Genomic DNA, 23,553 nt, shown 5'->3' with positions numbered 1-23,553 from the left:
CCCTCAGTGATTGACACTACGCAACACGTTGTCGACGGCGGTGCCGAGCTTGTCGACGATCAGATCGATCTCGGCAGCCGAAGCGATATAGGGCGGCGCCAGCAGCACATGGTCGCCACGGACGCCGTCCACGGTACCGCCACCGGGATAGCAGCTGAGCCCGTTGGCGAAGGCTTCCGCCTTGATCTTCTGGTTCAGCTTGAGCGCCGGATCGAACGAGGTGCGTCCGGCGCGATCGGCGACGAGCTCGATCGCCCAGAACAGGCCGCGGCCCCTGATATCGCCGACATGGCGGTGATTGCCGAAGCGCTCGGTCAGCCGCTGCTCGAGCTGTTTGCCGCGCTCCTTGACGCGGTCGAGCAGGCGGTCCTCGCGGATCACATCCTGCACCGCGAGCGCGGCCGCGCAGGCGAGGGGATGCGCCAGATAGGTGTGGCCATGCTGGAACGCGCCGGAGCCCGCGCGGATGGTGTCGATGATCTTGCCGCTCGCGAGCATCGCGCCGATCGGCTGGTAGCCGCCGCCGAGGCCCTTTGCGATCGCCTGGATATCAGGAGCAATGCCCTCCTGCTCCCAGGCGTGCGTCGTGCCGGTGCGGCCCATGCCGCTCATGACTTCGTCGAGGATGAGGAGGGCGCCATGCCGGTCGCAGATCTCACGCACCGCCTTGAAGTAGCCGTCCGGTGCCGTCACCGCACCGGCGGTGGCGCCGACAACAGGCTCTGCGAGGAACGCCGCAACGGTGTCCGGTCCAAGCCGCTGAAACTCGGCTTCGAGCTCCGCGGCCAGTCGCGCCACGAACTGCGCATCGGATTCGCCCTCGTGCTTCTCGTGATAGGCAAAGGCCGGCGTCACATGGCTGAAGGCGCCGGACAGCAGGGGCGCATAGGGCGCGCGCCGCCAGGCATTGCCACCGGCGGCGAGCGCGCCGAGCGTGTTGCCGTGATAGCTCTGCCGCCGCGCAATGAAGTGCTGCCGCTGCGGCTCGCCGCCTTCGATGAAATATTGCCGCGCCAGCTTGATGCTGGCTTCGATCGCCTCCGATCCGCCGCTGACGAAATAGGCGTAGGCGAGACCGCCGGGTTCATGCCCGACCAGCGTCTCGGCCAGCACCTCGGCCGGCTCGGAGGAGAAGAAGGCGGTGTGCGCATAGGCCAGCGTCGAGGCTTGTTTTGTCATCGCCGCGATCACGCGCGGATGCTGATGGCCGAGGCAGGAGACGGCTGCGCCGCCGGAGGCGTCGATCACGCGCCGCCCGCCCTCGGCGAAAAGATAGACGCCTTCGCCGCCGATCGCCTTGGGCGGCGTTTCGCGCAACGAACGGTGCAGCACGCGGCTGGTGCGAGCGGCCATGGGTCAACCTTTCTCTGGGACGTAAGTGGAGGCCGCGGCGAGCCGCGCCTCGGTGGTTTCCAGGCGCTTCTTGGCGGCCGTGCCACCGAGCGAGAATGTGACCGCCGCGAGCGATTGCGCAATCGCGATGGCACCCGTGAGACTCGGGAAGAAGCCGGGGGACGAGGCCGCCTCGAACAGCAGCACGTGGTCGGCGCCTTCGGCCATCGGCGCCGAGAGGCTGTCCGCGATCGCGATCAGCGCTGCGCCGGCACGATGGGCGGCCTGCGCAACACGGACGCTCGCATGCGTGTAGGGCAGGAAGCCGATGACGATGACGGCTTCGCCGGGACGAAAGGCGCCGAGATCGAGATCGTCGGGGCCGGATGCACCGACGAGTTGCACCTGTTCGGGACGGAACAGCCGGAGCTCGTAGTTCAAGAGCTCCGCGACGCCCCGGCAGCTTCGGTAGCCGGCAATCCAGATCCGCTTGGCGTCGTGCAGCGCGCGGGCTGCATCCGCAATCGGCTGGGCCGGAATGCGCAGAAGGCCGGCGCCCTCGGCCTCGAGCTTGTCGGTGACGAGCGCGACATCGGCGTTCGGGCCGTGACGGCGGCTCTTGGCGCGGCCGGAGAAAGGTGAGATCTGCGATGGCCGCCGCGCTTCGGTGAGCGCCGCGCGCAACTGGTCCCAGCCGGAATAGCCGATGGCCTTGGCAAGCCGCGTGAATGCGGCCGGGTCGGCGCCGGCCTCGGCGGCGAGATCGCGCATCGAACGGGTGGTGGCGTCGTAGTCATTGGCGGCAACGAAGCGGCCGACCTCCTGCAGGCGCAGGGGGAGCGATGGCAACGCAATGCGCAGTTCGCTCAAGGGCGAGGATTTCGCGGGCTCGGCCATGAAACATTTGTTGCACGATTTTCAGATTGGTGCAACAGTTGACGTGCGCCGCCGGAAATCGTTGCTCTTGAGAAGGGTTTTTGTGCTGTGACTTCAGACAGTCCGAGACCGCCGCCCCGCCGTCGCTTCTTCGGCGGATTTGGGCGCCGAGAGCTGCAAGGCCTGTTCTGGCAGGTGCTCGTCGTCGGGATCGTGCTTGGGGTTGTCGCCTTCCTCTGGTCCAACACCGTCACCAATCTCTCGGCCCGCCGCATCACCACCGGCTTCGCTTTCCTCGGCCGCGAAGCCGGCATGCCGATCGCCGACAGCCTGCTCGCCTATAATCCGAGAGACACGTACCTGTGGGCCTTCGTCGTCGGCATCGCCAACACCTTGCGCGTCGCCGTGATCGGCATCGTGCTCGCGACGATCCTGGGCACGCTGATCGGCATTTCGCGTCTCTCCGCCAACTGGCTGTTGTCGCGGCTCGCCGCCGTCTATGTCGAAACGCTCCGCGACATCCCGCTGCTGCTTCAGCTCCTGTTCTGGTACGTCTTGATGCAGGCACTGCCGGCCGCGCGCGCGGCCTGGCGGCCGGTCGAGGGCGTATTTCTGTCCAATCGCGGCCTGATCCTGCCGGCAATCCCGCTGGGCTCGCCGCAGCTCTGGGTGCTCGGTACAGCCGTGCTCGGGCTTGCCGTGTTCTATCTCATCAGGCGATGGCTGATCGCGCAGCAGATGCGCGACGGCAAGCCGCGGCCGGCGTGGCCCTTTGCGGTTGGCCTCATCGTCGCGCTGCCGGCGGCAATGTCCGTGGCGCTTGGTGTGTCCTGGAAGATCGAATGGCCGGAGCTGCGCGGCTTCAACTTCGTCGGCGGGCTGACGCTCGCGCCGGAGTATTTCGCGCTGCTGATCGCGCTCGTGACCTATACCTCGGCCTTCATTGCCGAGATCGTGCGCAGCGGCATCCAGTCCGTGCCGCGCGGACAATGGGATGCCGCCAATGCGCTCGGCTTGCGCCGCAGCTTCATGCTGCGCCAGATCATCCTGCCGCAGGCGCTGCGCGTCATCGTACCGCCGATGACGAGCCAGTATCTCAACCTGACCAAGAACTCCTCGCTCGCGGTTGCGATCGGCTACCAAGACGTAGTGTCTGTCGCCAATACCACGCTGAACCAGACCGGGCAGGCGATCGAGGCCATCGCGCTGATCATGGCGGTGTTCCTGACCATCAGCCTCGGCATCAGCTTCTTCATGAACTGGTACAATTCGCGCATCGCGCTGGTGGAGCGCTGATCATGACGGCGATCACCGACATTCCGGACGCCCCGCGCGCTGCCCGCCGCCCGCAGATGGGCAATCCGGTGCTGCGCTGGCTGCGCACCAATTTATTCTCGTCGATTCCCAACGCCGTTCTTTCGGTCGTGCTGCTGGCGATCCTCGCCAAGGGCATCTTCAGCTTCGTGCAGTGGGGCATCGCGAATGCCGTGTGGCTCACGCCGGCAAACGACTCCAGCGCCTGCCGCGCCGCGCGCGGCCTCGGTGCCTGCTGGGCGATCATCCCCGAAAAATATCGCTTCATCCTGTTCGGCACCTATCCGTTCGACGAGCAGTGGCGGCCGGCGCTGTCGGTGGTGCTGTTCATCGCGCTGTTCTATCTCTCCACCCGCCGCGCCCTGTGGCGGCGCGAGCTGGCCTATATCTGGATCGGCGCGCTCGCGTTGATCAGCGTACTGATGTGGGGCGGCGTGTTCGGGCTCTCCTTTGTGTCGCAGGACCGTTGGGGCGGATTGCCGGTGACGCTGATCCTGGCGACGTTTGGTCTCGCGTTCGGCTTCCCGCTCGGAATCCTGGTCGCACTCGGCCGGCGCTCAAAGCTGCCGGCGATCCGCTCGCTCTCGGTGCTCTATGTCGAGCTGATCCGCGGCGTGCCGCTGGTGAGTCTGTTGTTCATGGCGAGCGTGATGTTTCCGCTGTTCATGCCGAGTGGATTCAACATCGACAAGCTGTTGCGCGCGCAGATCGCCATCATCCTGTTCGCGGGCGCCTACCTTGCCGAAGTCATCCGTGGCGGCCTCCAGGCCGTGCCGCGCGGGCAATATGAGGCCGCCGATGCGCTGGGGCTGTCCTACTGGCGCAAGCATCGCCTGATCGTCCTGCCGCAGGCGATCCGCCACGTCATCCCGCCGCTGGTCAACACCTTCATCGCTTTCTTCAAGGACACCAGCCTGGTCCTGATCATCGGCATCTTTGACCTGCTGACGACGGCCAAGACCGCGATCATCGATCCCGCCTGGCAGCAATTCTCGGTCGAGGTCTACATCTTCGTTGCCGCGATCTACTTTGTGTTTTGCTTTGCGATGTCGCGGTACAGTCGCGGCCTGGAGGCGAATACCGCCTCGAGGTGAGCGGCTTTCCCCGCCGCGGGAGCGGGCCAGAAGCGCTGGAAGCCCATACTGGAGCGCGAAATGCTTATGCCGCGCCTATATCGCGTGCCTGGATTCAAACTGGCAATCCTACGCGGCGAGATCCATCTGCAATTTGCTGGTGGCACTCACAAGAGGCACGTCACATCATGATGAAATCAGTTCTCGCAGCGTCGGCCATGCTGGTCGCGCTTTGCTCCGCCGCCTCTGCCCACGAGGCAATGAATCACTCGCACATGGCTTCGGCGGCCACCGCCCAGATGTCGGAAACGCATCCGAACTCCTTCGCCTTCGCCGCTCCAACGGATGAGGCCGGATACGATGCGCATCGGTATCACGGCGGGCCGAAAGCGAACGACTAAGGTCTGACCGGCGCACGGCGGGGGACGGCCAAGCCTCCGCCGTGCGGCCCGCGTCAGGCCTTCACCTTGGGATCGATCGGCGTGGAGCCGCGCAGACCCAGAATATCTTCCAATACCTTCGCGCCGGCGATCACCTGCGCATCCGCGCGCGGGGCACCGACGACCTGTACGCCGACCGGGAGGCCAGACGCCGTGAAGCCGCAGGGCAGCGACAGCGACGGGCAGCAGGCGAGCGTGATAGCGTAGACGATGCCGAGCCATTCGACATAGTTCTCGAACTTCTTGCCGGCGCATTCGGCGACATAGCGGTGCTCGATCGGGAAGGGCGGCACGATCGTGGTTGGCGTCAACAGCAGGTCGTAGTTTTTGAAGAACTCGATCGCGCGCGCGGTCATGCCGACGCGTTGCGCCTCGGCGCGCGCGAGCTGCTCGACGGTGAGCTTGAGGCCTTCCTCGATGTTCCAGATCACCTCGGGCTTCAGGAGGTCGCGCTTGGTCCGCAGCAGATTGGCCTTGGTGATCGCGAAATCGAAGGCGCGCAGGACGTGGAAGCATTCATGCGCCTCGCGCCAGTCCGGATGCGCTTCCTCCACGATCGCGCCGGCCTCCGCAAAGCGTTCCGCGGCCTTGCGCGTGATCGCCTTGACCTCTGGATCGACCGGCGTGATGCCGAGATCGGGCGAATAGGCGATGCGCTTCGGCTTCTTGCCTGACTGCGCCGCCGACAGGAACGAGGTCGCAGGCGCCGGCAGCGACAGCGGGTCGTCCGCATAGTCGCCGCTCATGGCATCCAACAGCAGCGCAAGATCCTCGACGTTGCGCGCCATCGGCCCCACCACGCCGAGATTGCGGTCGATCGCCGATTTGGGCGTATGCGCGACGCGGCCGATGCTCGGCCGCATGCCAACCACGCCGCAGAAGGCCGCGGGGCTGCGCAAGCTGCCGCCCATGTCGGAGCCCTGGGCGAGCCAGGCCATGCCGGTGGCCAGCGCCACCGCCGCGCCGCCGGAGGAGCCGGCCGCAGACTTCGTCGTATCCCAGGGATTGAGCGTCGCGCCGAACACTTCGTTGAACGTGTTGGCGCCAGCGCCGAATTCCGGTGTGTTCGACTTGGCGTAGACGACCGCGCCATTGCCTTCGAGGTTCTCGACCATGAGATCGGACTGCTTGGGCACATTGTCCTTGAAGATCGGCGAACCCTGCGTATTCAGCACGCCCGCGACATCGGTCAGGTCCTTGATCGGTACCGGCAGGCCCGCGAGCAGCCCGCGCGCGCCGGCCGGCTTCTGCATCAGCGCCTTGGCGTTGTCCCGCGCGCGATCGAAGCATAGCGTCGGCAGTGCGTTGACCTTGCCGTCGACCTCACCGACGCGCTTCTCCAGCACATCCAGAAGCTCGAGCGGCGAGACGTCGCCGGATCGCAGCTTGTCGACGACGGTGCAGGCCGTTTCTCGGATCAGGTCTTGAGACAACTATTTTACTCCTGTGCTTATTCATTCGTCGTTGCGAGCGCAGCGAAGCAATCAGAACTGCCACAGCGGATGCATTTCTGGATTGCTTCGCTGCGCTCGCAATGACGGGAAAAAACTAACCCCAGCCCGCGCTGATGCCGCCATCCACGGTATAGATGACCCCCGACGTATATCCGGCGCGATCAGACGCCAGGAACGCCATGAGATCGCCGATCTCGCGCGCATGCGCGGGCCGGCCGAGCGGCAGGCTCTTCTGGAATTCCTTGTAACGGCTCTCATCGCCGAACTGGTGCTTTGCCCGCGTCTTGAGCAGGGTGACGTGGCGATCAGTGCCGACCGGGCCGGGATTGATGCCGACCACGCGGATGTTGTCGGCAAGGCTCTTGCCGCCGAGCGCGCGGGTGAAGGCCATCAATGCGGCGTTGCCGGCGCTGCCGCAGATGTAATTGGCGTCGAATTTTTCGCCGGCCGCGCCGATGTCATTGACGATGACGCCGCCGCCCTTCGCCTTCATCTGCGCGTAGATCTGCCGCGTCAGGTTGACGTAGCCGAACACTTTCAATTCCCAGGCGTGCCGCCAGGTCGCCTCGTCGATCTTGTCGATCGAGCCGCCGGGGATGTCGCCGGCATTGTTGACGAGCACGTCGATATCGGCGGCTTCCGTCGCGAGCCGCGCCAAATCCTCGGCCTTGCGCAGGTCCACGATGCTCGTCGCGGCATCGATCTGGTGCGCGGAGCGCAGACGGTCCGCCAGCGCCTTGAGCTGGTCGCCGCTGCGGGCGGCGAGCAGGAGGTTTGCGCCCTCCTCGGCAAACGCCTCGGCGGCGGCTGCGCCAATGCCTTTGGACGCGCCCGTGATCAGGACGCGCTTGCCACGCAGATGCAGATCCATGAAGGGTACTCGCTCGGTGGGAACATCAGGATCAAACCAGTAGGCGCTCGGCCGCGCCACGGTCAACATTGCAGTGCAGCGTTGCACTGCTGCCGAGTTTGGTCCATTGCAGTGCGGTCAAAAAGGCGGCGGCTGCCGGACCAACCAAGGACGTTCTCGATGAGCAAGAAACAGTACCGGATTGCAGTCATTCCCGGCGACGGCATCGGCAAGGAAGTGATGCCCGAAGGCCTGCGCGTTCTCGAGGCAGCGGCGAAGAAGCACGGGGTGTCCCTGCATTTCGACCATTTCGACTTCTCGTCCTGGGACTATTACGAGAAGCACGGCCAGATGATGCCCGACGACTGGAAGGAAAAGATCGGCAAGCATGACGCGATCTATTTCGGCGCCGTCGGCTGGCCGGCCAAGATTCCGGATCACGTCTCGCTGTGGGGTTCGCTGATCAAGTTTCGCCGCGAGTTCGACCAATACGTGAATTTGCGCCCGGTGCGGCTGATGCCCGGCGTGCCGTCGCCGCTGGCGAACCGCAAGCCCGGCGACATCGATTTCTGGGTGGTGCGCGAGAACACCGAAGGTGAATATTCCTCCGTCGGCGGCCGCATGTTCCCGGACACCGACCGCGAGTTCGTGACGCAGCAGACGGTGATGACCCGCATCGGCGTCGACCGCATCCTGAAATTCGCTTTCGAGCTCGCGCAGTCGCGGCCGAAGAAGCACCTGACCTCGGCGACCAAGTCGAACGGCATCTCCATCACCATGCCCTATTGGGACGAGCGCGTGGAGGCGATGGCGAAGAAGTTTCCGGGCGTGAAGTGGGACAAGTACCACATCGACATCCTGACCGCGAACTTCGTGCTGCATCCGGACTGGTTCGACGTCGTGGTCGGCTCGAATCTGTTCGGCGACATCCTCTCCGATCTCGGCCCGGCCTGCACCGGCACCATCGGCATCGCGCCATCAGGCAACATCAATCCCGAGGGCGATTTCCCCTCGGTGTTCGAGCCGGTGCACGGCTCGGCACCCGACATCGCGGGGCAGGGCATCGCCAACCCGATCGGCGCGATCTGGTCCGGCGCGATGATGCTCGAGCACCTCGGCGAGAAGGAAGCCGGCAAGTCGATCGTCGATGCGATCGAGCGCACGCTCGCCGAACGCACGCTCCGCACCAAGGATCTCGGCGGCAACGCCGACACCACCGCCTGCGGCAAGGCGGTTGCGGATATGGTGGATTGAGGCGGCAGATCTTCCCCTCTCCCCTTGTGGGAGAGGGTGGCTCGCCGCGTAGCGGCGAGGCGGGTGAGGGGTCTGTCTCCGCAGAGACGGGCCTCCCGTCCGAGAAGTTTTTCTTCGCGGAGAGAACCCCTCATCCGGCGCTTCGCGCCACCTTCTCCCACAACGGGAGAAGGGAAGGGCAGCGGTGTTTTTGGCGCACCCTAGACATACGATTTCCGCGTTGGATCGAAGATCGGCGGATAGTCGTTCTCGTCGAGTAGATCGAGAAACGGATCGAGCCCCCTGGACTTGATCAGCCCGAGCTCCTGATGCGAGATCAGGTTCACGGTCAGGATCTCCACGGGATCGCTCGCGATCTCCAGCGCCTCGGCGATCTGCTTATCGGGGCCGATGATCGGTGTGAGAAACAGGAACGTCTGGAAGTCCGTTCCTGCAACCGGCGGACACGGCAGCGCGACGTGATGACCAAAACCGAACCAGGTCGTGTCGATGAACGGCAGATTGGCGAGCCAGCGCAGATTGGCGCAAACCTCCTCTGTCGGCTCCCGGACATACCACATCAGCTCGGCACGTGGCTTTGCGTCGCCATGCACCCCCGGCATTCGCTGTTCGCTCATGCCGTTGGTCAGAAGCACATAACCTTCGTCAGATCCCTCTTCGCACACCGGCACGAAATCGCGGCCAAAGGCGTGGATGTCGATGCGGCGCTCCGCGCTGTCGGTGAAGCTGTGCTCGGGCTCGCCCAGCTCGCTTTCATAGATCGCGAGCCGGTGCCGGTAGAAGTCGGTTTCGGGTAACGGCTCGCTCGAGCCGGACATGAGCTTTGCAAGACGGGAGAACATGTGAACCTCGAGGGCGGATGTGGACCGGGATATCCGCGTTGTCGCGAGACGACGCGGGCCGGTTCAAATCCGTTCCACGAGTGCGGTGATGCTTCGCTTTAGTCCAGACCTCGTTGCGCGATAGTGCACTTGGCCGGGCTATTCTCAGCGATGCGCTTCGTTCCCGACTAGCCCGCGATCTTCTCGATCGCCGCCTGATCCAGCCCGAACTTCGTCCCGGCCTCCAGGATTTCCTGCCAGGTGGTCGGGTCGACCGGAATGCCTTCGGCCAGACGCTTCTTCCTGGTCTCGCGCTCGGGATCGCCGGCGATCTTCACCTTGTCGACGCCGGGAGCGGGCGGCGAGCCGGTGTGCCAGGCAACAAAACTCTCGACCTCGCTCGCAAGGTTGTCGCCGGTGCCGAGCTTGTTCGGGTCGATGACGATCGAGAGCATGCCGTTGAGGACGTTGTACTTGCCGTCGGACGGGCCCTTGACCACCTGCCCGCCGGAGAGCGCGCCGCCGAGGATTTCGCACACCAGTGCGAGGCCGGAGCCCTTGTGCTCGCCGAACGGCAGGATGGCGCCGTGCGGCGGGATCACGGTGTAGCGCGGGTTGGTGGTCGGCTTGCCTTCATTATCGATGATGGTGCCAGGCTCGAGTTCGACGCCCTTGTTGTGGGCGACGCGGGTCTTGCCCTGCGCGATCCTGCTGGTGGCGAAGTCGAGCACGATCGGGTCCTTGCCCCTGCGCGGGATGCCGACGCAGAACGGGTTGGTGCCGTGGCGCGCATCGCTGCCGCCCCACGGCGCCACGATCGGGCGCGAGATCACGTTGACGAAGTGGATCGAGACCAGCCCGTGGTCGATGCACTGCTCGGCCCAATGGCCGATGCGGCCGATGTGGTGCGAGTTGGAGAGGCCGACGAGACACACGCCGTTGCGCTTGGCGCGCTCTGCCGCCAGCTCCATCGCTTCATGGCCGATCACCTGGCCATAGCCGGTGAGGCCGTCGAGGGTGAGAAGCGGGCCGGTGTCGAGCACGACCTTGACGTGCGCGTTCACGGCGAGGCCGCCCGTGGTGACGCTCTGGACATAGCGCGGGATCATGCCGACGCCGTGCGAGTCATGTCCTCTAAGATTGGCCTCGACGAGGTTGGTGGACACGAGCTCGGCTTCGCGGTCCGTAGACCCGCCCGCCTTTACGATGGCACGGACGACGTTGGTGAGCGGCTCTGCCTTGATGGTGCGATAGTCGGCCATTGTTGTTGCTTTTATCCCTTCACGATCCGGCGGCAATGGACCCATGCCGCTTCAATCAGGTTCTCGCTCGCTTCCGGCGTGCGGAAGGCCGAATGCGCCGACAGCGTCACGTTCGGCAGTCTTGTCAGCGGATGGTCGCCGGGCAGGGGCTCGATGTTGAAGACGTCGAGGCCGGCATGGCGGATATGCCCCGACTTCAGCGCGTCGATCATCGCCTGCTCGTCGACGACCGCGGCACGCGCGGTGTTGATCAGGATGACACCGGGCTTCATCGCAGAAATCTTCTCGCGCGTGATCATGCCGCGGGTCTCGTCGTTGAGCAGCAGATGGAGCGACACGACGTCGCTTCTCGCCAGCAGCGTGTCGAGATCGGTGAACTCGACGCCAGGATGGCTCTTTGGCGATCGGTTCCAGGCGATCACCTTCATGCCTGAGCCGACCGCAATGCGTGCGACTTCCGCGGCGATGCCGCCGAAGCCGATCAGGCCGAGCGTCTTGCCGGTGAGCTGCATGCCATCCTCGCGCAGCCAGTTGCCGCCGCGCATCTCGCGATCCATCATCGCGATGACGCGGGCGGAGGCCCACATCAGCGCAATCGCGGATTCGGCGACGGCGGTGTCGCCATAGCCCTTGATCAGGTGCACGGAGATGCCGAGCTCGGCGAGTTCTTCCGGATTCATGTAGCTGCGCGCGCCGGTGCCGAGGAACACGACGTGCTTCAGCCCCGCGCATTTCTTCGCGACCTCGGTCGGCAGCGCGGTGTGATCGACGATGGCGATCTCGGCACCATCGAGGACTTCAGGATATTGCTCCGGCTTGATGTCGGGATCCCTGTGGATCCGCACCTTGGGGTCGCCGGGCTTCTCCAGCCGCTCCATGATCACGGCGAGGGCTTCGTTGGCGTCGACGAAAACTCCGCGCATGGCTCTCTCCGATCAGGACGCGACGCCGGCGATCGCCAGCACGGTATGCATCAGCACGTTGGTGCCCGCGGCGCAGTCGGGCTGCGTGGCGTCTTCCAGCTCGTTGTGGCTGATGCCGTCCTTGCAGGGCACGAACACCATCGCCGCCGGCATGACGGTGTTGAGGTTGCAGGCATCGTGGCCGGCGCCGGAGGTGATGCGGCGGGAGGAATAGCCGAGCGTCTTCGCTGCGTTCTCGACCGCCGCGATCAGCTTGGGATCGAAATGCGTCGGCGGCTTGCGCCAGACCAGGTCGATCTTGACCTCGACCTTGCGGCGCGCGGCGATCTCGGCAGTGGCGGCGCGCAGATCGCGATCGAGCGCGTCCATGATGGCGCCATCCGCGCTGCGGCAGTCCATGGTGAAGGCGATCTCGCCGGGAATGACGTTGCGCGAGGGGTTTGCGATCACGGCCTCGCCGATGGTGCCGACTGCTTTCGGCCCGTGCTTCTTCGCGATGGCCTCCATCGCCAGCACGATTTCGGAGAGCGTCGCGAGCGCATCGCGCCGCAGCGGCATCGGCGTCGATCCGGCATGGCTCTCGAAGCCGGAAATCTTGCCGTCGTACCAGAGCACGCCCTGGCCGGAATCGACCACGCCGATGGTCTTGCCTTCGGCCTCGAGGATCGGACCCTGCTCGATGTGCAGCTCGACGAAGCAGCCGAGCTTCTGGAAGCCGACCGGCTTGTCGCCGCGATAGCCGATGCTGTCGAGCGCCTGGCTGACGGTCGTGCCGTCGATATCCTTGCGCGACAGGATGTCGTCGGTGGTGAAATCGCCGACGTAAGCGGCGGACGCCATCATCGCCGGTGCGAAGCGCGAGCCTTCCTCGTTGGTCCAGTTGACGACGCAGATCGGCGCTTCGGTTTCGATGCCTGCGTCGTTCAGCGTGCGGATCACTTCCAGCGCGCCGAGCGTCCCCAGAATGCCGTCATACTTGCCGCCGGTCGGCTGGGTATCGAGATGCGAGCCGATGCCGACGGGCAGCTTCGACATGTCGCGGCCCTTGCGCAGGCCGAACTGTGAGCCGAGCGCATCGGCGTGCACCTCGAGGCCGGCGTCCTCGCAGGCCTTGCGGAACCAGTCGCGCACTTGCTTGTCTTCGCTGCTCAGCGTCAGCCGCCGCACGCCGCCCTTGGCCGTCCCGCCAAACTGCGCGGTCTCGTGGATGGAGCCCCAGAGGCGGGCGGAATCGATCTGCAGATTGGTGGCGGCTCGGCTCATGCGGTCGGTCTCTCGGTTGTCCGGCGCCTTTTTCAATGACGCGCCGGCGCGGACTCGTCAACCGCGAGGCTGCTCTGCGCAATCTGCCGTGCGAGCTCGGCGACGCGCTCCACCGCGACGACGTCAGGCGAGGCGAGCCAGCTCGCCGTGAATGTCAGCGGCGCTATGGCGAGATCGGTTTTGAGCAGTTGCAACCGCCCGTCGGCGAGCTCGTTCTCGACGATGGCGTCGGGGATCACGGCGATGCCGAGCCCTTCGACCGCCATGTGGATGACCGTCGCCAGCGATGCGGACGCATGCAGCCGGATCGGCGGCAGTTCCGGCCGGTCGAAGACTTCGCGCACGACCTCGTAAGGCCTGGTCTTGCGCGGGAAGGTGATGATCGGAAACCGCGCGAGGTCGGCGCGCGTCACCGGGCCGTTGCCGAGCCCGAGCGAGGGGCTTGCGAGAAAGCCGATCGGATAATCCGCGAGCACGCGATTGTGGACGCCCGAGGCCGACAGCGGCCCCACCACGAAGGCAAGCTCGATCTCCTGCGCGAGCAGGCGCGCAGTGAGGTTCGGCGTGATGTCGACCTCGATCTCCAGTGACAGGTTCGGATAGACTTCGTTCATGCTCTTGACGAGCCGCGGCAGCCAGGTGTGCACGATGGTCTCGGCGACGCCGAGGCGCATCACGCCGCGCATCGCCGAGCGGTCGCCGATCTCGGCGATCATCGCCGCCCTCAGACCGATCAACTTCTCCGCATAGACCATCATCTGCCGGCCGCTCGGCGTCGGCGAAGCAACGCGATGATCGCGGTTGAGGAGCTTTACGCCCATCTCGCGCTCGAGCTGGGCGATGCGCTGGGAGATCGCCGGCTGGGTCGTATTGAGCCGTGCTGCGGCGCCGCGAAAGCTGCCGAGCTTCACAACCCAAAGGAAGGTTTCGATCGACCTGAAGTCCAGCATGAGAAGGATTTTCCCGATCGATAAATCTAATTTATCAAGATCGATTAGAAAGGAAGATTAGACTTTATAGCATGCTTGGTGTTGGCTGTCTTTGTCGAGTTTATAGGCAGGTCGATCAAATGACTGTTTTGGTGGCAGCGCAGCAAACTGAAACGCCCGACACGCTCCCGAGCCGCCAGGCGCGGCTCGCCTATCGCGGCGGCCAGGTCGGATCTACTGCCGGCGTCGCCCCCGGCTTCGTCCAGGGCAATCTGGCGATCCTGCCGGCCGAATACGCCAGCGCCTTTCACCGCTTCTGCCAGCTCAATCCGAAACCGTGCCCGATCATCGGCATGTCCGACGTCGGCAGCCCGCACATCCCCGCGCTCGGCGCCGATCTCGACATCCGCACCGACGTGCCGCGCTACCGCATCTGGCGCGACGGCGAGGTGGTCGACGAGCCGACTGACGTGACCAAGCATTGGCGCGACGATCTCGTGACCTTCGTGCTCGGCTGCTCGTTCTCGTTCGAAGAGGCGTTGCTCGACGAGGGCATGCCGATCCGTCACATCGAGCAGAACGTGCGCGTGCCGATGTACCGCACCAACATCGCCTGCGGCGAGGCCGGTCCGTTCGCCGGTCCCATGGTGGTGTCGATGCGTCCGTTCAAGCCGGCCGATGCGATCCGCGCGGTGCAGATCACCTCGCGTTATCCCGCCGTGCACGGTGCCCCCGTGCATCTCGGCCATCCGCATTTGATCGGCATCAAGGATCTCGCCAAGCCGGATTACGGCGATCCCGTGCCCGTCGCCGACGACGAGATCCCGGTGTTCTGGGCCTGCGGCGTGACGCCGCAATCGGTGATCAACGCCGCCAGGTTGCCGTTCGCGATCACGCATTCGCCCGGCCTGATGCTGGTGACGGATCTGAAGAACCGGAACATGGCCGTGATTTAGTAGGCAGCGTTTGCTGCTTCTTCGGGCTTTACCGCGTCCATCAATCGCTCCATTCGATCAGTCGAAATTTAGTAACAGGGGACTTTGCCATGACGATCTCTCGCCGCGACGTGCTGCTTGGTGCCACAGCCACTGCCGCGCTGGTGCCGCTCGCTGCACGCGCCCAGACCTCCGAGGTCGTGATCGGCGTGATCTATCCGTTCTCCGGCGGCAGCGCGCAGCAGGGCGTCGACGCGCAGAAGGCCTATGAGACCGCGCTCGAGGTCATCAACAAGGACACCGATTTCGATCTGCCGCTGGCCAAGGGCGAGGGTCTGCCGGGCCTCGGCGGCGCAAAAGTCCGCCTCGTGTTCGCCGACCACCAGGCCGATCCGCAAAAGGGCCGCGCCGAGGCCGAGCGCCTGATCACGCAGGAGAAGGTCTCCGCGATCATCGGCACCTATCAAAGCGCGGTCGCCGTCACCGTCAGCCAGATCTGCGAACGCTACCAGATCCCGTTCGTCTCCGCCGACAACTCCTCGCCGAGCCTGCATCGCCGCGGCCTCAAATATTACTTCCGCGCTGCCCCGCATGACGAGATGTACTCGGCTGCGATGTTCGACTTCTTCGATGCCTTGAAGAAGAAGGGCACCAAGATCGAGACGCTGTCGCTGTTCCACGAGGACACCATCTTCGGCACCGATTCCGGCAACGCCCAGGCCAAGATCGCCGGAGAACGCGGTTACAAGATCGTCTCCGACATCAAGTATCGCGCCAATTCGCCGTCGCTGTCGGCCGAAGTGCAGCAGCTCAAGAGCGCCAATGCCGACGTGCTGATGCCCTCGAGCTACACCACCGACGGCATCCTGCTGGTCAAGACCATGGGCGAGCTCGGCTACAAGCCGAACGCGATCGTGGCGCAGGACGCCGGCTTCTCGGAGAAGGCGCTCTATGATGCCGTCGGCGACAAGCTCGAAGGCGTGATCTCGCGCGGCACCTTCTCGCTCGATCTCGCGCAGAAGCGTCCCATGGTCGGCAAGATCAACGAGATGTTCAAGGCGCGCTCGGGTAAGGACTTCAACGACCTGACCTCGCGCCAGTTCATGGGCCTGATCATCCTGGCCGACGCCGTCAACCGCGCCAAGTCGGCCGACGGCGAGAAGATCCGCGATGCACTGGCCGCGACCGACATCCCGGGCGAGCAGACCATCATGCCCTGGAAGCGCGTCAAGTTCGACGAGGCCGGCCAGAACAACGACGCCGACCCGGTGCTGCTGCAATATATCGGCGGCAAGTTCGTCACCATCTTCCCGCCGCAGGCCGCGATCGCCGAAGCGACCTGGCCGATGAAGTAAGATTGGGAAGCGGGAGCTCGGACGTAGCTCCCGCCCTCATCCTGAGGAGCGGGCGTAGCCCGCGTCTCGAAGGACGAGGGCTGGGCCATCCTTCGAGACGCGCGCTGGTGCGCGCTCCTCAGGATGAGGATCTATTTCGGGGGACGACTTTTGACAGCTCAAGCCATTATCCAGAGTCTCGCGAGCGGCCTTCTGATGGGCCTGCTCTACGGACTGATCGCGGTCGGCCTCGCGCTGATTTTCGGCCTGATGGACGTCACGAACTTCGCCCATGGCGAATTCCTGATGCTCGCGATGTACCTGTCCTTCTTTCTGTTCGCGTTCTTCGCGATCGATCCCCTGCTGTCGGCCCCATTGGTCGCAGCGGCGATGTTCGTGTTCGGAGCGGTGGTCTATCTACTCCTTGTACGCTTCGCCATGCGGGCCAAGGCCAATGCCGGCATGGTGCAGATCTTCACGACTTTCGGCCTTGCGATCGTGATGCGCGGCCTCGCGCAGTACTTCTTCACGCCGGACTATCGCAGCATTCCACAGTCCTGGCTTGGCGGTAAAACCATCTCGGTCGCCGGCATCTTCCTGCCCGAGCCGCAGCTCATCGGTGCGCTGGTCTCGATCGCGGCCTTCGCCGGGCTCTACCTCTTCATCAACCGCACCGACTTCGGCCGCGCGCTGGAAGCCACCCGCGAGGATCCCGGCGCCGTCGCGCTCGTCGGCATCGACAAGAACCGCGTGTTCGCGTTCGGCTGGGGCCTCGGCGCCGCGCTGGTCGGTCTCGCCGGTGCGATCATGGCGGTGTTCTTCTACATCTATCCCGATGTCGGCGCGTCGTTCGCGCTGATCGCCTACGTGACCGTGGCGCTCGGCGGCTTCGGCAGCGTGTTCGGCGCCTTCGCCGGCGGCATCATTGTCGGCCTGGTCGAAGCGGTGACCGCGCTGGTGTTGCCGCCATCGCTGAAGTCCGTCGGCATCTATGCCGTCTATCTCCTCGTCGTCTTCATCCGGCCGCGCGGCCTGTTCGGGTCGATGTGATGGACAAGGCTTTTGCAGCGCGGCGCCGCCGCGACCTCATCATCGCCGCAGTGCTGGCCGGGCTCGCAGCGCTGGCTCCGCTGTTGATCAAGGATGTTTACGTCCAGAACATCCTGATCCTGACCCTGATGTATGCGGCGCTGTCGCAGAGCTGGAACATCCTGTCCGGCTATTGCGGGCAGATCTCGCTGGGACACGCGCTCTATTTCGGCATCGGCGCCTACACCACCGAGCTGCTGTTCACCAAGTTCGGCGTGCTGCCCTGGTTCGGCATGCTCGCCGGCGGCGTGATTGCGGCGATCATCGCAATGGGGCTCGGCTATCCCTTCTTCCGCCTGCGCGGCCATTACTTCGTGATCGCGACCATCGTCATCGCCGAGATCGGACTGCTCTTGTTCCAGAACTGGGAATGGGCGGGGGCTGCGATGGGAATCACCGTTCCCGTGCGCGGCGACAGCTGGCTGAAATTCCAGTTCATGCGCAGCAAGCTGCCGTACTTCTATTTCGCGCTGGTGCTGTGCAGCCTCGCCTGGTTCGTCACCTGGTGGCTGGAGGACTCCAAATGGGGCTTTTGGTGGCGCGCGGTGAAGGACAATCCGGAAGCGGCCGAGAGCCTCGGCGTCGTCGTGTTCAACTCCAAGATGGGCGCGGCCGCGGTCTCCGCCTTCCTCGTCGCCATCGGCGGTGCCTTCTATGCGCAGTTTCTCGCCTATATCGACCCCGAAAGCGTGATGGGCTTCCAGTTCTCGCTGCTGATGGCGCTGCCGGCCGTGCTCGGCGGCATCGGCACCCTCTGGGGGCCTGTGCTTGGGGCTGCCATCCTGATCCCGATGACGGAGCTGACGCGCTCTTATATCGGTGGCTCAGGCCGTGGCGTTGACCTCATCGTCTACGGCGCCCTGATCGTCGCGATCTCGCTGGCCCTGCCGCGCGGCTTGGTGAGCCTGTTCTCCCGTTCGAAAGCAAGAGGAGCCACGCGATGACTGCGCTCCTTGAAACCCGCGGCGTCTGGCAGCGGTTCGGCGGCCTCGTCGCCAACAGCGATGTCTCGATCTCGGTCGGCCGCGGCGAGATCGTCGGTCTGATCGGGCCGAACGGTGCCGGCAAGTCGACGCTGTTCAATCTCATCGCCGGCGTCTTGCCGCCGACGCAAGGGTCGATCTGGTTCGACGGCGAGGATGTCACGAACATGCCGGCGGCCGAGCGCTGCCAGCGTGGCGTCGGGCGCACCTTCCAGGTGGTCAAGAGCTTTGAGACCATGACTGTTATCGACAACGTCATTGTCGGTGCTCTCGTGCGCAACACCGTGATGCGCGAGGCACGCCGCAAGGCGCATGAGGTGCTCGAATTCACCGGCCTTGCCGCGCGCGCCGACGTGCTCGCGAGCGACCTCGTGCCGGCCGAGAAACGCCGCCTCGAAGTCGCCCGTGCGCTGGCGACCGAACCAAAGCTGCTGCTGCTGGACGAGGTCCTCACCGGCCTGACGCCGACCGAAGCGCAGACCGGCGTCGCGCTGGTGCGCAAGGTGCGCGATGCCGGCATCACCGTGTTGATGGTCGAGCATGTCATGGAGATCGTGATGCCGCTGGTCGACCGCGCCATCGTGCTCGACCTCGGCAAGGTGCTGGTCGAGGGTAAGCCTTCCGACGTCGTCCGCGATCCCAAGGTGATCAGCGCATATCTGGGAGATCGTCATGCTGTCGGTGCATGAAGTCACGACCGCCTATCAGGGTCTGGTCGCGATCTCCGCGGTCTCGATCGAGGTCCAGAAGGGCGAGATCGTCTGCGTTGCCGGCGCCAATGGCGCGGGCAAGTCGACGCTGCTCAAATCCATCGCCGGCGCCGAGCGTCCGCGCTCGGGCACGGTGACGTTCGACGGCAAGCGCCTCGACGGCATGGCGCAGCATCATATCACCGCCACCGGCATCGCCTATGTGCCGGAGAACCGCCGCCTGTTCCCGCGCCTGTCGGTGCGCGACAATCTGCGCCTCGGCAGCTATCTGTACCGCGGCGACGCCGACCGCGAGGGGCCGCTCAATCTCGTGTTCACGCTGTTCCCGCGTCTCCAGGAACGTTTGGAGCAGCGCGCCGAGACGCTGTCCGGCGGTGAGCAGCAGATGCTCGCGATCGGCCGCGCGCTGATGACGCGCCCGCGGCTGTTGATGCTGGACGAGCCCTCGCAAGGCATCATGCCGAAGCTGGTCGACGAAATCTTCCAGGCGGTACTGCGCATCCGCGACGCCGGCATGACCGTGCTGATCGTCGAGCAGCGCATGGCCGAGTGCCTGGAGATCGCCGACCGCGCCTACATCCTGCAAACCGGCCGCGTGCTGATGCAGGGCCCGGCCGCGGAGATCAGGGGGAACCCGGACGTACGGAAGGCGTATCTGGGGCTGTAGCTGCAAATTGTTGGGCGCGCGCGTCCCACACTCTCGGTGTCATCGCCCGACTTGATCGGGCGATCCAGTATTCCAGAGACGTCAGAGAGATACGGATAAGCTGCGGCGTACTGGATTCCCCGCCTTCGCGGGGAATGACAGCGTTGCGCGGGGCGGTCCTGCCCGACTCTCGACCGCACGAAGCCTAATGCTCGTGCCCATGCTCCGGCAGCGCCACCCCGAACACCTTCACCAGATCCTTCACCTGCTCCGGCGACAGATACCGCGGGTTCATCCCGCGCAGCAGCAGGTACAGCTTCGCCGTCTCCTCCAGCTCCTCCGTCGCGAACACCGCGGCCTCCAGCGTGTCGCCGGCGACCACCGGGCCGTGATTGGCGAGCAGCACGGATGAATATTTGCCCGCCAGTCCCTTGATCGCATCCGCAACCGCGGGATCGCCGGGGCGGTAATAGGGCACAAGCGCGGTGGCGCCGCATTTCATCAGATAATAAGCCGTCATCGGCGGCAGCGCGGCGCGCGGGTCGATCTCGGGCAGCATCGAGAGCGCGACCGAATGGGTGGAGTGCAGATGCACGATCGCCCGCGCGCTTTCGCGCGTGTCGTAGAGCGCGGTGTGCAGCGGAACTTCCTTGGTCGGCGCATCGCCCGAGAGGAGGCGCCCCCGTGCGTCCAGCCGTGACAGTCGCGCCGGGTCGAGGAAGCCGAGCGAGGCGTTGGTGGGGGTGACGAGCCAACCCCCGTCGTGCATCTTGACGCTGATATTGCCGGAAGAGCCCGGCGTCAGCCCGCGCTCGAACAAGGACCGTCCGAAGCGGCAGATATCCTCACGCAGCCGGGTCTCGTTGCTCATAGCCGTCATGCCCGCTTGTCTCACGCTTTGGCAGCGCGGCCAAGCCGTGTTATTCGGATCAGTGAGCCGCCGCAAAGGGCGGCCGTCCAGGAAACGTTCGCAAGGGTCAGTTGCATGTCCGCCTCCACGTCACAAAATCAGCGTATCGCCGTCATCGGGCTCGGCTCGATGGGGTTCGGCATGGCAACCTCGCTGAAGCGCGCCGGTCATGCCGTGACCGGCTGCGACGTCTCGGCTGACGCGGTGGCGCGTTTCGTGAAGGACGGTGGCGCGGGCGCCAGCACGCCGGCGGAAGCGGCCAAGGGCGCCGACATCGTCGTCAGTGTCGTCGTCAATGCCGCGCAGACCGAGACCATCCTGTTCGGCAAGGATGGCGCCGCCGAGACCCTGCCGAAGGACAGCGTCTTCCTGTCCTCCGCCACCATGGACCCGGATGTGGCCCGTCGCCTCGCGAAGCAGTTGGAGGCGACCGGCCGTCACTATCTGGATGCGCCGATCTCCGGCGGCGCGCAGCGCGCGGCCCAAGGCGAGCTGACGATCCTTGCCTCCGGCAGTCCCGCTGCCTTTGCGAAGGCACGGCCGGCGCTCGATGCCATGGCGGCAAAACTGTACGAGCTCGGCGATGCCGCAGGGCAGGGCGCCGCCTTCAAAATGATCAACCAGTTGCTCGCCGGCGTGCATATCGCCGCCGCCAGCGAAGCGATGGCGTTCGCCGCCAAGCAGGGTCTCGACATCCGCAAGGTCTATGAGGTGATCACGGCCTCCGCGGGCAATTCTTGGATGTTCGAGAATCGCATGCCGCACGTGCTCGACGGCGATTACACGCCGCGCAGCGCGGTCGAGATCTTCGTCAAGGACCTCGGCATCATCCAGGACATGGCGCGCAGCGCCCGCTTCCCGGTGCCGGTCTCGGCCGCCGCGCTCCAGATGTTCCTGATGACATCAGCTGCCGGCATGGGCCGCGATGACGACGCCTCGGTGGCGCGCATGTATGCGCAGGTCACCGGCGTAAAACTTCCCGGCGACAAGTAGAGCCAAGAGGATTCCGATGCCCCGTTTCGCCGCCAACCTCTCGATGATGTTCACCGAGGTGCCGTTCCTCGACCGTTTCGACGCCGCTGCGCAAGCGGGCTTCACCGCGGTCGAATTCCTCTTTCCCTACGAGCATCCGGCCGAGGTGGTCGGCGAGCGGCTCAAGCGCAACGGTTTGACGCAGGCGCTGTTCAACCTGCCGCCGGGCGACTGGAACGCCGGCGAGAAGGGCTTTGCGGCGCTGCCGGCGCGATTCTCCGATCTCAAGGCGAGCCTGGAGACCGCGTTGCCTTACGCCAAGGCGACCGGTGTCAAGCGGCTGCACTTGATGGCCGGCATTGCCAACCGCGGCGAGCGCGTCGCGATCGAGGCGTTCTACAAGTCGGTGGCGTGGGCTGCGGAGTTCTTTGCTCCGCACGGCATCGACATCGTGCTCGAGCCGATCAATGCGCGCAATGTGCCCGGCTACTTCCTCAACGATTTCGGCTTCGCGCGCGACCTGATCCAGGAGCTGAGACTGGCGAACCTGAAGCTCCAGTTCGACATCTATCACTGCCAGATCATCCACGGCGACGTCACGATGCGCCTGCGCGAGATGATGCCGATCATCGGGCATATCCAGATCGCCAGTGTCCCCTCGCGCAACGAGCCCGACGGCGAGGAGCTGAATTATCCGTTCCTGTTCACCGAGCTCGACCGGCTCGGCTATACCGGCTTCGTCGGCTGCGAATACAATCCGCGCGGCAAGACCACCGATGGCCTCGCCTGGTTCAAGCCTTATGCGGGAGTGAAGCCGTGACGCTCGCACTGGGTTGCGTCGCCGACGACTATACCGGCGCCTCCGATCTCGCCAACACGTTGACGCGCGCGGGCCTGCGTACCGTGCAGACCATCGGCGTGCCCGCGGACGATCTCACGCTGCCCGAGGTCGACGCCGTCGTGGTGTCGCTGAAGAGCCGCTCGATCGAGGCAGGCCTTGCCGTGTCGCGTTCGCGTGCGGCGGAGAAATGGCTGCGTGACCGCGGGGCGCGCCATGTGCTGTTCAAGATCTGCTCGACCTTCGATTCCACCGATGCGGGCAATATCGGCCCGGTGATGGACGCGCTGCGCGCCGATAGCGGCGAGGCCGTCGTGCTGGTGACGCCGGCCTTCCCGGAGACCGGTCGCACGGTCTATCAGGGCAATCTGTTCGTCGGCGCCGTGCCGCTGAACGAGAGTCCGCTCAAGGACCATCCGCTCAACCCGATGCGCGATTCCAACCTGGTGCGCGTGCTGGCACGCCAGAGCAAGACGCAGGTGGGTCTCGTCGACCTCGCGACCGTCACCCGCGGCGCGGAGGCCGTGCGGGCTCGGCTTGCCGAATTGTCAGGCAAGGGCACCGGTGCCGCGATCATCGATGCCGTGTTCGACCGCGACCTCGAGACCATCGGCCTCGTCGCTGCCCAGCATCAGCTGTCGGTCGGCGCCTCCGGCATCGGCCTCGGACTGGCGCGGGCTCTGGTCTCGACGGGCAAGGTCAAGTCGGCCGCTGGCAGCGGCGGGGCGGACGCCGCCGTCGGCGGACCGGCGGCCTGCCTCGCCGGAAGCTGCTCGCAGGCGACGCTTCAGCAGATCGCCAATGCCGAACGCGTCATGGCGGTGCTCCATCTCGATCAGGACCGTATTCTTACGGGAGCGGACGAAGTGCAGCGCGCGATCGCCTGGGCCAAGCCGCGTTTAGCCGACGGTCCGGTCCTGATCGCGTCGAGCGCGACACCGGATCAGGTCGCCGCCTTGCAGGCGCGCCACGGCCGCGATGCAGCCGGTCACGCCATCGAGCAGGCGATGGCCGACATTGCGGAAAACCTAGTCAAATCAGGCGTCCGGCGGCTGGTCGTGGCTGGCGGCGAGACCTCCGGCGCCGTCGTCGATCGCCTCGGGATTCCCGGCTTTCTGGTCGGCGCTGAGATCGCTGCGGGCGTCCCGGTGCTGCGCGCCGTCGGCGCTGAAGCAGGCGATATGTTGCTCGCGCTGAAGTCCGGAAATTTCGGCGGGCCGGAATTCTTCGCGGACGCGCTTGGGCTCATGCGCTGAGCGCAGGGCGTTCTTAGCTGCCTGTTCATTTCTTTCAGGCTCCGTACTCGAACGGAGTCGTAGTTAACATCTGCTCAGTCGCTCTGTTG

General features: G+C 65.2%; 23 protein-coding genes. 13 read left to right on the top strand and 10 right to left on the bottom strand.

The features are described from left to right. Positions 1–3: 3 nt before the first annotated feature. Both CT676_RS30170 and CT676_RS30165 read right to left on the bottom strand, forming a co-directional pair. A complete protein-coding gene (locus CT676_RS30170; protein WP_085403951.1) occupies positions 4–1,353 on the bottom strand; it encodes an aspartate aminotransferase family protein in 1,350 nt (449 codons plus the stop codon). Positions 1,354–1,356: 3 nt separating this feature from the next. Beyond that, on the bottom strand, positions 1,357–2,229 hold the full coding sequence (locus CT676_RS30165) for an SIS domain-containing protein (protein ID WP_135215962.1): 873 nt from the start codon (positions 2,227–2,229) through the stop codon (positions 1,357–1,359). Positions 2,230–2,316: 87 nt separating this feature from the next. On the opposite strand from CT676_RS30165, the gene CT676_RS30160 reads away from it, so the two are divergent. From CT676_RS30160 to CT676_RS30150, 3 genes are all read left to right on the top strand, one after another. Beyond that, complete coding sequence (locus tag CT676_RS30160) at positions 2,317–3,504, top strand: ABC transporter permease subunit (RefSeq protein WP_085403949.1); 1,188 nt, start codon at positions 2,317–2,319, stop codon at positions 3,502–3,504. A gap of 2 nt (positions 3,505–3,506) precedes the next feature. After that, positions 3,507–4,616 carry an amino acid ABC transporter permease gene (locus CT676_RS30155; RefSeq protein ID WP_085403948.1) on the top strand — a complete coding sequence of 370 codons (1,110 nt, stop codon included), beginning with the start codon at positions 3,507–3,509 and terminating at the stop codon, positions 4,614–4,616. 197 nt (positions 4,617–4,813) lie between these two features. Further along, the gene (locus CT676_RS30150; RefSeq protein ID WP_135215961.1) at positions 4,814–4,996 is read left to right on the top strand and encodes a hypothetical protein; all 183 of its coding nucleotides are present in this window, start codon (positions 4,814–4,816) and stop codon (positions 4,994–4,996) included. Positions 4,997–5,049: 53 nt separating this feature from the next. Here the strand turns inward: CT676_RS30150 and CT676_RS30145 are convergent, their stop codons facing one another. Together CT676_RS30145 and CT676_RS30140 are read right to left on the bottom strand one after the other, a co-directional pair. Continuing rightward, complete coding sequence (locus CT676_RS30145; protein WP_135215960.1) at positions 5,050–6,468, bottom strand: amidase family protein; 1,419 nt, start codon at positions 6,466–6,468, stop codon at positions 5,050–5,052. A 115-nt stretch (positions 6,469–6,583) separates the two neighbouring features. Next, entirely contained in the window at positions 6,584–7,360 is a 777-nt protein-coding gene (locus tag CT676_RS30140; RefSeq protein ID WP_085403946.1) for an SDR family oxidoreductase, read from the bottom strand. 159 nt (positions 7,361–7,519) lie between these two features. On the opposite strand from CT676_RS30140, the gene CT676_RS30135 reads away from it, so the two are divergent. Further along, complete coding sequence (locus CT676_RS30135) at positions 7,520–8,593, top strand: tartrate dehydrogenase (RefSeq protein ID WP_063984708.1); 1,074 nt, start codon at positions 7,520–7,522, stop codon at positions 8,591–8,593. 200 nt (positions 8,594–8,793) lie between these two features. On the opposite strand, the gene CT676_RS30130 is transcribed toward CT676_RS30135, so the two are convergent. The 5 genes from CT676_RS30130 to CT676_RS30110 form a co-directional block, all read right to left on the bottom strand. Further along, entirely contained in the window at positions 8,794–9,435 is a 642-nt protein-coding gene (locus CT676_RS30130; RefSeq protein WP_071915765.1) for a suppressor of fused domain protein, read from the bottom strand. A gap of 167 nt (positions 9,436–9,602) precedes the next feature. Continuing rightward, positions 9,603–10,676, bottom strand: a complete 1,074-nt coding sequence (locus CT676_RS30125) for a malate/lactate/ureidoglycolate dehydrogenase (RefSeq protein ID WP_071915764.1) — start codon at positions 10,674–10,676, stop codon at positions 9,603–9,605. 11 nt (positions 10,677–10,687) lie between these two features. Continuing rightward, positions 10,688–11,599, bottom strand: coding sequence for an NAD(P)-dependent oxidoreductase (locus CT676_RS30120; RefSeq protein WP_085403945.1), 912 nt, complete (start codon positions 11,597–11,599; stop codon positions 10,688–10,690). A gap of 12 nt (positions 11,600–11,611) precedes the next feature. Continuing rightward, positions 11,612–12,862: a Zn-dependent hydrolase gene (locus CT676_RS30115; RefSeq protein WP_085403944.1), complete on the bottom strand. Its 1,251-nt coding sequence runs from the start codon at positions 12,860–12,862 to the stop codon at positions 11,612–11,614. Between the two features lie 32 nt (positions 12,863–12,894). Further along, the gene (locus CT676_RS30110; RefSeq protein ID WP_085403943.1) at positions 12,895–13,812 is read right to left on the bottom strand and encodes a LysR family transcriptional regulator; all 918 of its coding nucleotides are present in this window, start codon (positions 13,810–13,812) and stop codon (positions 12,895–12,897) included. A gap of 119 nt (positions 13,813–13,931) precedes the next feature. Between CT676_RS30110 and CT676_RS30105 the strand changes: the two genes are divergently transcribed. From CT676_RS30105 to CT676_RS30080, 6 genes are all read left to right on the top strand, one after another. Further along, positions 13,932–14,747 (top strand): putative hydro-lyase, encoded by an 816-nt coding sequence (locus tag CT676_RS30105; protein ID WP_071915761.1) that lies wholly within the window; start codon positions 13,932–13,934, stop codon positions 14,745–14,747. Between the two features lie 89 nt (positions 14,748–14,836). Beyond that, complete coding sequence (locus CT676_RS30100; protein WP_085403942.1) at positions 14,837–16,081, top strand: ABC transporter substrate-binding protein; 1,245 nt, start codon at positions 14,837–14,839, stop codon at positions 16,079–16,081. Between the two features lie 150 nt (positions 16,082–16,231). Further along, positions 16,232–17,110 carry a branched-chain amino acid ABC transporter permease gene (locus CT676_RS30095; protein WP_085403941.1) on the top strand — a complete coding sequence of 293 codons (879 nt, stop codon included), beginning with the start codon at positions 16,232–16,234 and terminating at the stop codon, positions 17,108–17,110. After that, complete coding sequence (locus tag CT676_RS30090; RefSeq protein ID WP_063984699.1) at positions 17,110–18,093, top strand: branched-chain amino acid ABC transporter permease; 984 nt, start codon at positions 17,110–17,112, stop codon at positions 18,091–18,093. Before CT676_RS30095 ends, CT676_RS30090 begins: the two co-directional genes overlap by 1 nt. Next, a complete protein-coding gene (locus tag CT676_RS30085) occupies positions 18,090–18,821 on the top strand; it encodes an ABC transporter ATP-binding protein (protein ID WP_028146884.1) in 732 nt (243 codons plus the stop codon). The genes CT676_RS30090 and CT676_RS30085 overlap by 4 nt, the downstream gene beginning before the upstream one ends. Further along, positions 18,805–19,509 carry an ABC transporter ATP-binding protein gene (locus CT676_RS30080; RefSeq protein ID WP_085403940.1) on the top strand — a complete coding sequence of 235 codons (705 nt, stop codon included), beginning with the start codon at positions 18,805–18,807 and terminating at the stop codon, positions 19,507–19,509. The genes CT676_RS30085 and CT676_RS30080 overlap by 17 nt, the downstream gene beginning before the upstream one ends. A gap of 184 nt (positions 19,510–19,693) precedes the next feature. Here CT676_RS30080 and CT676_RS30070 read toward each other — a convergent pair whose 3' ends face one another. Next, positions 19,694–20,368, bottom strand: a complete 675-nt coding sequence (locus CT676_RS30070) for an aldolase (protein ID WP_028146885.1) — start codon at positions 20,366–20,368, stop codon at positions 19,694–19,696. 105 nt (positions 20,369–20,473) lie between these two features. Here CT676_RS30070 and ltnD point away from each other — a divergent pair, with 105 nt between their 5' ends. From ltnD to otnK, 3 genes are read left to right on the top strand one after another with little or no spacing between them, the layout of a single operon-like run. Further along, the gene (gene ltnD / locus CT676_RS30065) at positions 20,474–21,391 is read left to right on the top strand and encodes an L-threonate dehydrogenase (RefSeq protein ID WP_014496893.1); all 918 of its coding nucleotides are present in this window, start codon (positions 20,474–20,476) and stop codon (positions 21,389–21,391) included. 16 nt (positions 21,392–21,407) lie between these two features. Further along, positions 21,408–22,190, top strand: coding sequence for a 2-oxo-tetronate isomerase (otnI, locus tag CT676_RS30060; protein ID WP_085403939.1), 783 nt, complete (start codon positions 21,408–21,410; stop codon positions 22,188–22,190). Then, positions 22,187–23,464, top strand: coding sequence for a 3-oxo-tetronate kinase (otnK, locus tag CT676_RS30055; protein ID WP_135215959.1), 1,278 nt, complete (start codon positions 22,187–22,189; stop codon positions 23,462–23,464). Before otnI ends, otnK begins: the two co-directional genes overlap by 4 nt. Positions 23,465–23,553 lie beyond the last annotated feature (89 nt).

The sequence above is a fragment of the Bradyrhizobium sp. MOS001 genome (genome assembly GCF_004634465.1).
GTDB lineage: Bacteria > Pseudomonadota > Alphaproteobacteria > Rhizobiales > Xanthobacteraceae > Bradyrhizobium > Bradyrhizobium barranii.
The sequence above is the reverse complement of the archived record's forward strand: the minus strand, read 5'-3'. Positions and strand labels throughout refer to the sequence as shown.